Here is a 13,000-nt window from a genome sequence, read left to right as displayed (position 1 = left end):
ATGATGAAAAGGATTATATATATGTTGCTCGGTGCTGTGGTGATCTCCAGTACCTCCTGCCGGAAGGAACTGGGAAAATTACCAGAGAACGCCAAGGTGGATGGTAATACGATTCTTGACCAACGTACCTCCGAAATTGCGCTCAACGGCGCTTACTATCGCTTTGCCGCCGTGAATTCCGATAATATTACCAAATGGTTTGAGCATGAGGTGCCGCCTGCCATGTTTGCCGGGTATATGGGATATGGTTATGGTCCGGACCAGGGAGAAAACAATAACTATGCGAGATCCAGCTATGCAGATATTTACTGGACTTCCTCTTATCAGTTGATCAACGCTACCAATGGCATCATCAAAGGTGTTTCCGCCCTGGACGACAAACAGTTCACCGGCAGCCGTAAAAAAGAGATACTGGCCGAAGCCCGTTTCCTGAGAGCCTACGCGCACTTTAAACTGTTAAGTTTCTTCGGACAGTGGTTTGATCTGAGCAGTCCGTACGGAGCATTGATCCGCGAAGATTTTGTGCAGGTAGATGCCGTGCCCAAGGCCCGCAGTTCCGTGAAAGACAGCTATACCTTTATCCTGGCCGATGTGGACGATGCCATCGCTAACGCGCCTGCGGAAAACAAGGCATGGTACGCTACCCGCTGGGCGGCCATGGCGCTGAAAATGCGGGTGCTGATGAGCCACGGGCAACCGGGGGACTATAAACAGGTAACCGACCTGGCGGATTCCATTATCCTGAACAGTAAATATAAACCGGAGCCGCAGACAAAAGACATCTTCTATTTCAAAGGGCTGAGCAGCCCGGAAGTGATACTGGGTATTAAGCCGCAACAGAACCAGGAGAGTTTTTATTATGTCCTCAGCCGGCAGTACTGGCCCGGTGCTTCTTCGCTGTATGTCGCCAAAACGGCGCTGAAAGACCTGCTGAAGAACGATCCGCGCAGCAACTGGTTGATCGGTACTGAGAATACCGGAACCAAAGGCACCTATTATTTCCTGAAATATATCAAACAGGGGGACAGCCCTTCTGTATTATCTGAAACATCTTATGCTTTCCGGCTGACAGAAGTGTATCTGCTGAAAGCCGAAGCCATCGTGCGTTCCGGTGGTAGCTTACAGACCGCCCGTACTATCCTGATGGAAGTGATGGGCCGCGCCGGCGTAACCGATTTCAGCGCAGTAGACAACGCCACGTCGGTGAATGATATGCTGAAACAACTGTACCTCGAATGCGTGAGAAACCTCATCGCCGAAGACGGCCAGGAGTGGATGGCGTTACTGCGCCTTCCTTCGTCGCTCATCCAGGAACTGCGGCCAACCGCCAACGACAAGATTAAATACATATTGCCGGTGCCACATGGCGAGTTTCTTTACAACACCGCCTTTGGTCCGCAGAACCCCGGCTACCAGGAATAATTCACTTTTTAAATGTTAACGATGCATCTCCACACAAAAACTTTTTTAGCCGCCCTGTTGCTGGCAACCGCCTGTAAACAGGCCGCCACACCACATGCCACGCTTACTGCTGAACTAACAGGACTGAAAGACTCCGTTGTCTTCATCTCCATACCGGTGGCTGATTCCGCCAAGACGGATACGGTACCGGTAAAAGATGGTAAGTTCACCTGGACGGGTGTTATCGCCGAACCGCAGAAAATCTATATCGGTACTTCTTCCCGCTACATGGAACTGTTTATGGAAAACGCTGCGGTGACGCTCACCGGTAATATGGATTCGCTGGACAAGGCGAAGATCACCGGTTCTGCTACCCAGGAGGCTTATGAGAACTATCAGCAGCTGATCGCTGATATCACTGAAAGAGAGGATACGCTGTATCATCAGTTTCCTGCAGTGAAAGACAATGATACCGCTAAAGCGGCGCTGGAAGCCAAACTGGAATCCCTGCGTATGCAACGGCGGGAACGCAGCAGACAATACATCGCCGCACATCCTGAAAGCCCGGTGAGTGTGAGCCTTATCGCAGATATGGCCGTTATCGGCGAATATGCACCGCTGGACAGCCTGTACCGTCAGCTGGCGCCGGCAGCGCAGCAGTCGGCCGCCGGTACCCGCCTGGGCAAAAGACTGGAAGTACTGAAGAAAAGCGCTGTCGGTCAACCGATGATCGATTTTACACAGGCGGACGTTGACGGCAAACCGGTACGCCTGTCCGATTTCAAAGGCAAATATGTGCTGCTGGATTTCTGGGCCAGCTGGTGCGGCCCCTGCAGGGCGGAGAATCCCAATGTGTTAAAGGCTTACAATACATTTAAGGATAAGAATTTCACGGTGGTGGGCGTATCGCTGGACGATAAAGCCGACAAATGGAAGGAAGCCATCAAACAGGATGGTATGCCCTGGATGCAGGTGTCTGATCTAAAAGGGTTCCGCAACGAGGTGGCGCAGCAATACGGTATACAGGCTATTCCCTGCTCTTTCCTCATCGATCCGCAGGGGATCATTATCGCTAAAGACCTGAGAGGTGCTGGCCTGCATAAGAAACTGGCGGAGACACTTCAGTAAAAAACGAGTATAACTTTAAAAATAACATCAGATGAAGTATAACTGGATTCTATTTTCTTGCCTGTTGCCTGCCTTACAGGTATCGGCACAAAACAGCCAACCTTTTACCCTCAAGGGAGATATCAAAGGACTGCCTGATCGCTACATCTATTTCGGTTATGCCGAAAGTGCCAACAAATTCAGAGAGGACAGCGTCATGACCCGTGGCGGCAGATTCACTTTCACCGGAGAGCTGTCACAGCCAACGCAGGCGCGGTTGTACGTTGACAAAGTAAAAGCGATGTACGGAGAAGGTAATGTGACGTCTTTTTTTATAGAGCCGGGCGACCTGCAGTTGAAGTCTGCCACCGCAAAGCTGAAAGATGCCAGACTCACCGGGTCCAAAGTACAGCTGGAGCAGGAAGCGCTGGATGCCATGCGTGCGCCTGTCATGAAAAAACTGCAACCGCTGTCGGAAGCGTATGGAAAGTTGAATAAGGAATACAGCACCGGTCTGCGTGCAAAGAAAACAGAGGCTGCCCTGAAGCCGCTGAAGGATAAGCTGGAAAAGCTGAAAGACCAGATGGAGCCGCATTATGAAGCGATGGAGAAAATTGACAAAGCTTTCATCGATAAATATCCCAACTCTTATGTAAGCGCACAGATATTGCGTTACCGTATCAGTAGTATGCCACTGAAAGAAGGGGAGGCCTGTTATGCCCGCATGTCACAGGAGATGCAGCAAAGCGCCGACGGCCTGGAAATAAAAAAGGAACTGGATGGACTGCGTGCCGGTTCACCGGGCAGCGTAGCGCGTACCTTCACCAAAACGGATATCGATGGTAAAACCCTGAGCTTGTCTGACTTCAAAGGAAAATATGTGCTGATAGACTTCTGGGCCAGCTGGTGCGGCCCCTGCCGTAAAGGCAATCCGCATCTGAAAGAACTGTACGGCAAGTACAAAGACAAAGGCTTTGAAATCATCGGTATCTCGGATGACGATTCCAATCACGACGCCTGGAAAAAAGCAGTGACCCAGGACGGCATCGGCATCTGGAAACATGTACTGCGCGGGCTCGACTGGGAAAAGCGGAAAAACAACCTGCCTAACCCGGAAGATATCAGCGACGACTACGGCATCCACTCGCTGCCCACCAAAATACTGATTGATCCGCAAGGCATGATCATCGGCCGCTATGGCGGCGGGGGAGAGGATGACGATGCGATGAATAAAAAGCTGCGGGAGATATTCGGCGCGTAATGCAAAAAGCCTTGTAAATGACTCATTTACAAGGCTTTTTTCTTTGAGTATTCAGCGTTATATTTGAGTATGAACAATACTTTATCACACGATCAGCGTATCGCCAAAATGACCTTTGCTGCTGTATACCCATTGCTGCTGGCAAAAGTGGAGAAGAAAGGCAGAACAAAGGAAGAGTTGCATCAGGTGATCTCCTGGCTGACCGGCTTCGATGACAAACAGCTGGAGGAACTGATAAAGGAAAAAGTGACCTATGAAACTTTCTTTCAGCGCGCCACGCTCAATCCCCATGCGGGACTGATTACCGGCGTTATATGTGGGTACCGCGTAGAAGAGATCCAAAATCCGCTGACACAGCAGGTCCGCTATTTGGATAAGTTGGTGGACGAGCTGGCGAAAGGGCGGAAGATGGAGAAAATTTTGAGGGGATAACAGCAATGGACAATAGCCCCCTGTAGCAGATGGACTATTGTCCGCTATAAACTACAATAGCTCCTTATGCGTCATCAGGTAAGCCAGTGCTTCTTTGACTACCTGACGGTTATTCTTCGGGTTAAATCCCAATTCATTTCTTGACCTGGAGATGTCAAAATCCTGTTGCAGGCCGGAAAACATGGCAATATCTTTGGTGGTGAGCACAGGCGGTTTGCCGCTTATCCTGGCGGAAATTTCCATCACCCCGGCGATGGCGTAAAGCATAAACTTTGGAACGGCTCCCGGTATTTTTAATTTCAGCTCCGGGTAGAACTCCTGCGCCAGTTTAGTAGTGTCTGTAATAGTCATACATTTTTCATTGGCAAGAATATAACGTTGGCCCGGCCTGCCTTTCTGTGCGGCCAGATAACAGCCTTCAGCCACATCTTTTACGTCTACCCAGTTCAGGGTGATATTGGTATCCACCGGTATTTGTTTGTTTAAAATCAGCTTTAGCACATTGTAAGAGACATTCAGCGGGGCGAATGCTTCACCTCCTATCATTGCTCCCGGCATGACGGCCACCAATTCAATCCCGTGTTCTTCGGCTAGTTGAAATGCCAGTTTTTCGCCATCGTTTTTGGAGTTGTAATACATGTCCCGGCGGTCCGGATTATAGCCGTTGCTTTCTTTCGTCGGGAGATGGGTGTAATTCAGCGCGGCGATGGAGCTTACATAGACAATTCTTTTCACCCCTGCGGCTGCGGCTGCTTCTATTGTATTTCGGGTTCCCTGTATATTTACATCATAGATTTCTTTTTTGGGGTCTTTTGCCCATAATTTGAAAGCGGCGCCTACTGCGTAAAAGGTATCTACGGCTTGCAGCGCGGCTTTAAAAGAGGCCTTGTCAGTAATATCAGCCTGTACCACTTCACAGTCCAGGTCTTTGAAACAGTCTTTGTTTTTGATGTTACGGACGGAAGCACGCACCGGGATTCCTTTTTGGAGGAGAAGTCTTACCAGGTTATTGCCAAGGTGTCCGTTGGCGCCGGATACAAGGGCCAGTTTTTTACTTGTCATATCCATTGAAATGGTTTTTAATAATAGGGCAAAGATCAACCCTGGTTATTCAAAAGCACTTCACAAATGTTACTTAATAATTTGTCTCCGGATACGGCTTAAACTTTTGGGGTTCATTCCAAGGAAGGACGCGATGTATTGCATTGGAACGTGGTGGAGTATTTCGGGATGTTCGTTGATCAGTTTTAAATAGCGCTCCTCGGCGCTGAGCGTTGCCAGTTCCTTCGAGCGTTTTTCATTATACGACAGCGATTGCTGGAACACGAGAATGCTGAAGTCCTTAAACGCCGGACTTTGTTGGGTGAGTAGGTCCAGATGTGTCTTTGTAATGCGTAAAAGTTCACATTCGGTAATTGACTCAAGGTTTTCTTCTGACCTGGTTTGATGGATGAAATTAGTATAGGAAGTGATGAAACCCGGCGGACAGTTGATGTGGGATGTTATTTCATCTCCCTTGTCATTATAATGGAATAAACGGACAAAACCTGATATCACAAAATACAGATAGCCGGGGATCTTTCCTTCTTCTTCCAGTACCCGGTTCTTAGGGTATAACACAGGTTCAAAATATTGTATGCACAAGTCTCTTTCCTTATCAGAAAGTTTTACTTTTTGGGCAATAAGACGGACCAGTTGCTCGTGCATACTGTAAAGTTAAAAAAAAGATCACACATTAGCCCTATATGCTTGTTAACAGGAATATGCGGCTGATGTGTGATCTTTCTCTCCGGCATTAATACCCCGGATTCTGCGTTAACCCCGGCTCAATTTTCAAGCTGCCGGAATGGAATGGCCACAGGTAGTTCCGCGATTGGAAAGAGCGGTCTTCTATCTTCAGGGACACCAGATTACCGTTTACCAGACGGGTATGCCCCATGGCGGGTTTGGTCATCACCTGCTCACCGATTTTCCATCTTAAAATATCATCATAACGTACCCCTTCGCCTGCCAGTTCTGTTCTCCGTTCATTTCTGATCAGCTCTATCCATTGCTGCTGTGTATAGGCAGCATACTTTGGGAGGGTAACGTCTGCTTCTTTCATATCGAGGCCGGCCCTGGTCCTGAGCTGGTTGATACAGCTTTTGGCGAGGTTGTCTACGTTGCTGGTCATGATTTTAGCTTCTGCGTAGGTGAGCAATACCTCTGCATACCGTAGTATCGGGAAGTGCATATTACCATCTCCTTTGAAGGCGTCTGTTTCGTCTACAAATTTTCTGAACCAGTAACCGGAGCGGCTGGCACGTTCTTTTTCATGGAACATGGGGCTGTTCTGGTCGTAGATGTTAATGGGCTCGTTGACGAATATATCACCCTGGCCCATGATGCTGGCCGTGTAGCGGGGATCTCTGTTCAGTTTGGGGTTCAGTTCGTATTCCTGTTTGGTATGAAGCGGGCAGGCGTCAATTTTATTGCCCTGTAGTGTCCAGTAGGCGTCTACCAGGGATTTTAGCGGTACGGAGTAAGATTGTCCCTTGCCTGTCCGGAAGTGTGGCCCGAGATGTTCGAACGAGTTGGTGCCGCTGTTGCCATGGCTTTGCATGTCCATGGTGATGATGAACTCTTTGTTGATTTTATCGCCTTTATAGCTGAACAGGTCTGCATAGTTCGGATACAGCGAGTAGTTGCCGCTGTCCATAATCTCTTTGGCCAGCCGTGCCGCCAGGTCGTAACGGCCATTGTACAGCGCGTAGCGCATGATCAACGCTTTGAGCGAGTATTTGTTAAACATATAGCCGTCGGAGTTATACTCTTTATCCGGCAGGCTGTTAGCCGTGGCTTCCGCCATCGGGAAAAGGGTATTCAGTATTTCTTCTTTTGATTTGGCGGGTTGTATTACCTGCGAAATATCCACAGGTTCGAGATAGAAAGGCACGTTTCCCCAGCGGGACACTATTCTGAAATAGTGCCATATCCGCAGCCCTTCCAGTATGCCTTTGTATTTGGTGCGGATGGACTCATCTTCCACATAAGGCGTATTGATACTTTTCAGATAGGTGTTCAAACGGCCGATGTGTTTCATGTGGATGGTGTAGTAATATTCAAAAGCCCTCGTATTGGCATCGTAGCTGCCGTTGGCAATACGTTGGTGGTTGTCGCCTTCCACCCGGCTGTAGGCATTGTCCGATTTGCTGTCTTCCATATAGAAAAGCAGCCTTCTGTCGTCTTTGTTGGTAAAGACGTCCAGGTAGGTGCTGTAGACCACGCGGCGGAGATCTTCTTCTGTATTGAAGAACTCATCGAATTTGGTAGCGGTAGGGTCCGGCTTGTCCAGGAACTTCTGGCATGCTGGCAGCAGCACGGAGAGGAATGCCAGTAGCATAAGTCTTTTTTTCATCTGATGCATATTTTGCAGTGGAGTGAAATAAATTTTCGTTGGTGCGGTAGCGTTTGATTAAAACAGTGTCGCCCTGACGCCGAGGCTGTACACCGCCATGCGGGGGTAGTTGCCGTTGCCGCCGTCGCGCTCGGGTTCCAGTCCTTCCCACCGGGTAAAGGTGATGGCATCCTGCGCATTTACATATACCCTTACGTTACGGACCATTTTGCCCTGTAACGGGAATGTATATCCCAGTTGCAGTACTTTCACCCGGAAGAAGGCGGCATTGCCCAGCCAGATGTCGCTGAGGTAGGCGTTGGTGCTGGAGCCGGTCCATACCCTGGGGAACCTGCTGTTGGGCGTTTCCGGCGTCCAGCGGTTGTCTGCATAATACTGTTGTGGCCTGCCGAGTGAATTACTGCTGCCATCCACGAGAATGGGGTAGCCTTCGAGGCCGTTAAGGCGGCCGGACCTTTTTCCGACACCCTGTCCCAACAGGCTGAAGTCCCAGTTTTTATACTGTAAACTGAGATTGATGGAATAGTTCAGGTGAGGAAAGGGGTCTCCGAGGTTGATCCTGTCGGCATCGTTGATGATACCGTCGCCATTCTGATCTATGTATTTGATATCGCCGGGGAGGGTGTTGGGCAGCTTGGCGGGGGTATTGTCGATATCGCGCTGGTCGCGGAAAAAACCATCGCTTTTATAACCGTAGTAGTTATCGATGGCGATGCCTTTGTACCAGATTTTGTCGTTATCGTCCTTAAAGATGAGGGTGTCGCCGTCCTTGTAACCGGCTTTCAGCACTTTGTTCCTGTTGTCGAACAACATGGCGCCGATGCTGTAGTTCACGTTGCCGATTTTATCCTGCCACTGTACGGAGATTTCATACCCGTTGTTTTCCACTTCCCCGATGTTAAAGGCGGCTTCGAGGGAGCTGGAGCCGGTGATGGGCGGCACGGGGAACCTGGAATAGATGAGGTCGTAGGAGTTCTTTTTGTAGGCTTCTGCTGTTACGCTCAGCCGGTTGTCGAGCATGGTTAATTCTATCCCGATGTTGCCCTGTTTTTGTTTTTCCCAGGTGAAGTTTAAGTTGGGTACGCGCATCAGCCATCCCCATTCGTTGACATTCTCTTCCCACAGGTACGGGGCTACGTTTTCGTTGCCGATAAGTCCGTAAGAGGCGCGCAGTTTCAGGTTGTTGATGATCCTGTTGTTGACCATGCCCTTCATGAAATGCTCGTTGGTAACGTTCCAGGCGATGGCGCCTGCGGGGAAAAAGCCCCATTGTTTGCCGGGTGCGAATTTGCTGCTGCCGTCTCCGCGGGCGGTGAACTCGAGGATGTACCTGTTGTCAAAAGAGTAGTTCAGTTTACCGAAGAAAGAAGCTTTGGTGATTTCCTTATAGTCGGTGTAGTTGAAGCTCATCACTTCGGAACCGGCGGTGACGTATATTTTATCCGCCTGGTGGCGCAGGCTGCCGGTGTAGTTGAGCAGTCCGCGGGCGGTCAGCTGGCTTTGGCTTACGTCCTGGTCGGCGCCCACTTCATTTTTCCATATTTTCACCGGTTTGCCGTTACCGTCAAAAAATTTAAAGGTTTCCCGTGCCCGTTTATTGGCAGATTTGCTGATTTGGTAAGACACGTTGCCTTCGAGGCTGAGGTGTTTGCTGATGTTATATCTTGGCCGCAGGTTCACGGAGCTGAAATCGTACAGGTTGTTCCGGGAGCCGCCGCGGTTGATGGAGGCGATCGGGTTCATATCATTGTACAGGATGTAATGCTCAGGTATACTGCTGTTAGGGTAGTATATCTGCTGGGTGGGGTTCATCTTCCAGAGATTTTCATACAGGCCGGTTCCGTCGTCGTTTTCTTTGAGACGGTTGATCTGCAGGCGGTGGGCATAGAAGTCTGCCAGCAGCACAAATTTATCGGCGATGTTCACATTGGTATTGAAGCGTGCGGAATATTTACCGGAGCCTTCGTAGGAGTTGAGCCCATTTTCTTTGAGGTAGCCCATCATGAGGTTGAAGGAGCCGATACCGCCGCCGCCGGAAACGCTCATGGTGAGGTTTTGCGAGTTGGCTTTGCGGGGCATGCCTTCTTTGAGCCAGTCTACCGAAGGTGTTTCTCCCGATTCCATTTTGCGGATGTCTTCGTCTGTATACAGTGGGGTCTGTCCCTGGATGTTCCTTGCTTCGTTGTTTAATTTCATGTAGTCGGTACCGTTAACGAACTTAGGCAGGTCGATAGGCCGCTGTATGGCGCCCCATGAGTTGACCTCCACTTTAAACCGTCCCATCTGTCCGCGTTCCGTTTCTATGATGATTACCCCGTTGGCGCCACGGGAGCCGTACATAGACGCGGAGGCGGCATCTTTCAGTACGGTGATGCTTTTCACCTGGTTGGGGTCTATATCGTTGAGGCTTTGTTCCATCCCGTCCACGATCACGAGGGGGCCGGCATTCTGCAGGGTGCTGATGCCCCTGATGGTGATGCCGGGGACGCTGCCGGGCAGGTTGGTGGTTTGCTGAACGGTGACGCCGGGGACGGTGCCGGTAAAGGCTTCCTGCAGTTTGGCGATGGGCCGGGTTTTGGTGAGTTTAACATCCACCTGGGCCACGGATGATGCCACGTGGCGGCGTTCCACTTCGGAGAAGCCCATCACCACAACTTCCGACAGGCTTTTGGTGCCTGTTTTCAGGCGCACTTCCATATTAGTACGGAGCTGGGCGCTTATTTCCGTGGGTTGGAATCCCATGGCGCTGATGATCAGGGTGACGGCCTCCCGGGGGATTTTAATCTCGAACCGGCCGTCGTTGCCGGTGGCGGTACCGATGTTAGTGCCTTTGATGAGCACGCTGGCGCCGGGGATCGGTTCTCCTTTTTCGCTGGTGACCCGTCCGGTGGCCGTGAGGGTAGAATCGTTGGCGCGGCCCTGGCGGTCGTAGATCAGAATACGGCCGTTGCTGATGACATAACGTACCGGTTGATCCCGAAGTGCTATGTCCAGCGCGTGTTCCAGTGACACATTTTTTACTTCGATAGTAACCGGTTTGGTGGCAGCCATCAGGGTTTCACTGTACACCACGGATACGCCGGTCTGGGCGGCCATTTCCTTGAGCACCTTTTTCAGGGGCGCATTTCTTTCTGAAAGCGTGACCTGCTGTGATAAGGCTACAGCACTGCTTTGCAGGCAGAGCGCAAGCAGGAGGAATGTGATAAATCTCATAACGTAGAACATTTTGGTTGAACAGAGCGATTGCTGGCCGCAACGGTCCGGTTGCGGTCTTGTTTGGTTTTGTTAACGTTGTCGGTTTATTGTGATCATAAAAGAATGGTGGCTACATGGGCGGACGGTTTTACCGGGTCTGTATTACTTTGATGGTCCTGCCTTCCAGTTTGAGTTTTACCTTGTCTGTTTCCAGCATTGGCAATACTTCCTGGAGGGGCAGGTTGCGGTTGATGTACCCGCCGAAGCGGTTCCCTTCCGGCAGGGTGGCGAAATCGGTTTCCACGTCATACCATCGGGACAACTGCTTCAGTACGCTGGCCAGGCTCGCGTTCTCAAAATCAAAGAAACCTGCTCTCCAGGCGGTCGCTTCCCGCAGGTCCGCCGGTCGTACGGCGATATTACCCGAGGTGTTGTTCACTGCAGCTGCCTGTCCGGGATGGAGATAGCTTTCGTTGGCGCCTGATTTTACTTTCACTGCTCCCTGTATCAGCGTCGTGCGGGTGACCGGCTCGTCGGCATAGGCCATTACGTCGAAGCTGGTGCCGAGTACCTGTATTTCCATATTGTTCACTTTTACAATAAAGGGTTGTCCCGCCACTGGTTGAATATCAAAATAGGCTTGTCCCTGTATTTCCACAGTGCGGTGGTTGGTGGCAAAGGTGGTCGGATAGCGCATGCTGGACGCGGCGTTGAGCCATACGCGGCTGCCGTCGGGCAGCACTACGTTGAACTGCCCGCCGCGGGGCACTGCCAACAGGTTATAACTGACAATGGATGAAGGGCCGGCAGTGAGTGGGTAAAGTAATTGTCCGTTATGCTGCTGTACGGTCACATCGCCCTGGCGGATCACCTGGTTGCCGGTGCTGTCCAGCGTCACGACGGAGCCGTCTGACAGGGTGAGCTTCGCTTTGTTGCTGCCCGGCGATCCTGTTTGTATGGTGCGTTGTTGTGCCAGCCGGGGCGCCGCCGGTTGACGGGAAATATACACCCCGACGGCTGTCGACAGGAGTAAGGCCACGGCAGCGGCGGCGCTCCATTTTATGTAACGGAGGGAGCGTACCGGCGCCACTTTGGTGCGACTGATCTCTTGCAGCAGCCGTGTCTCAATACGGTCTCCCAGGGCTTGCGGCACGTCATGATTTTCACGCAGGACACGCTCAAATTCCTGTTGCATGGCTGCCAGCAGGGGGCGCCTGGATGCGTTGGTATTAAGGTATCGGAACAACGTATCCATTTCGTCCCTGCTGCATTGCCCGTCCAGGTAACGCTGCAGCAACTGCTCGTAGGCATTTTCAGGTTGTGACATATTTTTTAGGGTCCCCTTTTGCAAAGGGGAGTACTATATACTATCCGGAAATAATAAAAGAGGGTACCCCTGTGGAAAAATATTTTTTAATAAAAAGTGGAGACCAGCCAGATCGCCATAAAAATATCACCATGGCGGTACACATAGTCTTCAATGAAGCGCATGCCCAGTACCATATGTTTTTTTACCGCATTACGGGAAATGCCGAGTATGGCCGCAGCTTCGTCGTAGCTTTTCCCCTCCTGGCGGCATAGGCGGAATACCTTCCCGCGCTGGATGGTCAGTTTGGAAAGCGCCTCCTCGAAAAGGCGTTCATATTCCCGGGTACGCACCACTTCTTCGGGTTGCTCCGGGTCAATATCAGCCAGCTGCCGGTACAATTGCTCCCGCATCTGTTCGTCAGTGGCCAGTCGCGATATGGTTTTAAAGACATGGTTGCGGGCAATACGGTAAAGATACCCGCTAAAAGAAAGTTTTGGGTTAATACGCTCCCTGATCTCCCAGATTTTGAGAAATACGTCGTGTACCAGGTCTTCCGCAAGAGAAGGGACCTTACAGAAACGCAGCAGATAAATGTATAAAGCAGGATGGTAGTGCCGGTAGATGCCCGAAAACGCCGATTCATCCCCCCGGATCATCCGCAACAGCACTTCTTCTTCCATGGACATACGCTCCATACCTTAAAATAAGATTTTTTGAATCGCCGGTAATCAATTAAAGAAATAGAATAATGTGTGAGTAAAGATAGAAAAGAGCGGAGGGAAATAAAAGGGGGCCCGCTGGTGGGAGAAAAGAAAATCTGCGTGATCTTGCTGTGCCGGAATTTAGTGCCTTCCGACACATTGGTCCAGGTGAGCGCATGTTTTTATGTTAATACAAA

General features: G+C 50.6%; 10 protein-coding genes. 4 read left to right on the top strand and 6 right to left on the bottom strand.

Annotated features, from left to right (window positions below; translation table 11 throughout):
• The 4 genes from B5D63_RS19085 to B5D63_RS19070 all read left to right on the top strand — a co-directional run bounded on the left by B5D63_RS19085 (position 1) and on the right by B5D63_RS19070 (position 4,201).
• Positions 1-1,422 carry a RagB/SusD family nutrient uptake outer membrane protein gene (locus B5D63_RS19085; protein WP_078670445.1) on the top strand — a complete coding sequence of 474 codons (1,422 nt, stop codon included), beginning with the start codon at positions 1-3 and terminating at the stop codon, positions 1,420-1,422.
• Positions 1,423-1,443: 21 nt separating this feature from the next.
• Positions 1,444-2,529, top strand: coding sequence for a TlpA disulfide reductase family protein (locus B5D63_RS19080; protein ID WP_159456074.1), 1,086 nt, complete (start codon positions 1,444-1,446; stop codon positions 2,527-2,529).
• Between the two features lie 31 nt (positions 2,530-2,560).
• Positions 2,561-3,769 carry a TlpA disulfide reductase family protein gene (locus B5D63_RS19075; RefSeq protein ID WP_078670443.1) on the top strand — a complete coding sequence of 403 codons (1,209 nt, stop codon included), beginning with the start codon at positions 2,561-2,563 and terminating at the stop codon, positions 3,767-3,769.
• A 69-nt stretch (positions 3,770-3,838) separates the two neighbouring features.
• Positions 3,839-4,201, top strand: coding sequence for a DUF2200 domain-containing protein (locus B5D63_RS19070; RefSeq protein ID WP_078670442.1), 363 nt, complete (start codon positions 3,839-3,841; stop codon positions 4,199-4,201).
• A 51-nt stretch (positions 4,202-4,252) separates the two neighbouring features.
• On the opposite strand, the gene B5D63_RS19065 is transcribed toward B5D63_RS19070, so the two are convergent.
• The 6 genes from B5D63_RS19065 to B5D63_RS19040 form a co-directional block, all read right to left on the bottom strand.
• Positions 4,253-5,263: an NAD-dependent epimerase/dehydratase family protein gene (locus tag B5D63_RS19065; RefSeq protein ID WP_078671324.1), complete on the bottom strand. Its 1,011-nt coding sequence runs from the start codon at positions 5,261-5,263 to the stop codon at positions 4,253-4,255.
• Positions 5,264-5,332: 69 nt separating this feature from the next.
• Positions 5,333-5,908, bottom strand: a complete 576-nt coding sequence (locus tag B5D63_RS19060; RefSeq protein ID WP_078670441.1) for a Crp/Fnr family transcriptional regulator — start codon at positions 5,906-5,908, stop codon at positions 5,333-5,335.
• 88 nt (positions 5,909-5,996) lie between these two features.
• Positions 5,997-7,598: a RagB/SusD family nutrient uptake outer membrane protein gene (locus B5D63_RS19055; protein ID WP_078670440.1), complete on the bottom strand. Its 1,602-nt coding sequence runs from the start codon at positions 7,596-7,598 to the stop codon at positions 5,997-5,999.
• A 57-nt stretch (positions 7,599-7,655) separates the two neighbouring features.
• A complete protein-coding gene (locus B5D63_RS19050; RefSeq protein WP_200817046.1) occupies positions 7,656-10,811 on the bottom strand; it encodes a SusC/RagA family TonB-linked outer membrane protein in 3,156 nt (1,051 codons plus the stop codon).
• A gap of 130 nt (positions 10,812-10,941) precedes the next feature.
• Entirely contained in the window at positions 10,942-12,120 is a 1,179-nt protein-coding gene (locus B5D63_RS19045) for a FecR family protein (protein WP_078670438.1), read from the bottom strand.
• An 86-nt stretch (positions 12,121-12,206) separates the two neighbouring features.
• Entirely contained in the window at positions 12,207-12,797 is a 591-nt protein-coding gene (locus B5D63_RS19040) for an RNA polymerase sigma factor (protein ID WP_078670437.1), read from the bottom strand.
• Positions 12,798-13,000: the final 203 nt, after the last annotated feature.

Source organism: Chitinophaga eiseniae (genome assembly GCF_900167135.1).
Lineage (GTDB): Bacteria > Bacteroidota > Bacteroidia > Chitinophagales > Chitinophagaceae > Chitinophaga > Chitinophaga eiseniae.
This window is presented reverse-complemented; position numbering and strand designations above follow the sequence as displayed.

Coding starts and splice junctions, on each gene's coding strand:
- B5D63_RS19085 (WP_078670445.1), top strand. CDS start 1: ATGATGAAAAGGATTATATATATGTTGCTCGGTGCTGTGGTGATCTCC.
- B5D63_RS19080 (WP_159456074.1), top strand. CDS start 1,444: ATGCATCTCCACACAAAAACTTTTTTAGCCGCCCTGTTGCTGGCAACC.
- B5D63_RS19075 (WP_078670443.1), top strand. CDS start 2,561: ATGAAGTATAACTGGATTCTATTTTCTTGCCTGTTGCCTGCCTTACAG.
- B5D63_RS19070 (WP_078670442.1), top strand. CDS start 3,839: ATGAACAATACTTTATCACACGATCAGCGTATCGCCAAAATGACCTTT.
- B5D63_RS19065 (WP_078671324.1), bottom strand. CDS start 5,263: ATGACAAGTAAAAAACTGGCCCTTGTATCCGGCGCCAACGGACACCTT.
- B5D63_RS19060 (WP_078670441.1), bottom strand. CDS start 5,908: ATGCACGAGCAACTGGTCCGTCTTATTGCCCAAAAAGTAAAACTTTCT.
- B5D63_RS19055 (WP_078670440.1), bottom strand. CDS start 7,598: ATGAAAAAAAGACTTATGCTACTGGCATTCCTCTCCGTGCTGCTGCCA.
- B5D63_RS19050 (WP_200817046.1), bottom strand. CDS start 10,811: ATGAGATTTATCACATTCCTCCTGCTTGCGCTCTGCCTGCAAAGCAGT.
- B5D63_RS19045 (WP_078670438.1), bottom strand. CDS start 12,120: ATGTCACAACCTGAAAATGCCTACGAGCAGTTGCTGCAGCGTTACCTG.
- B5D63_RS19040 (WP_078670437.1), bottom strand. CDS start 12,797: ATGGAGCGTATGTCCATGGAAGAAGAAGTGCTGTTGCGGATGATCCGG.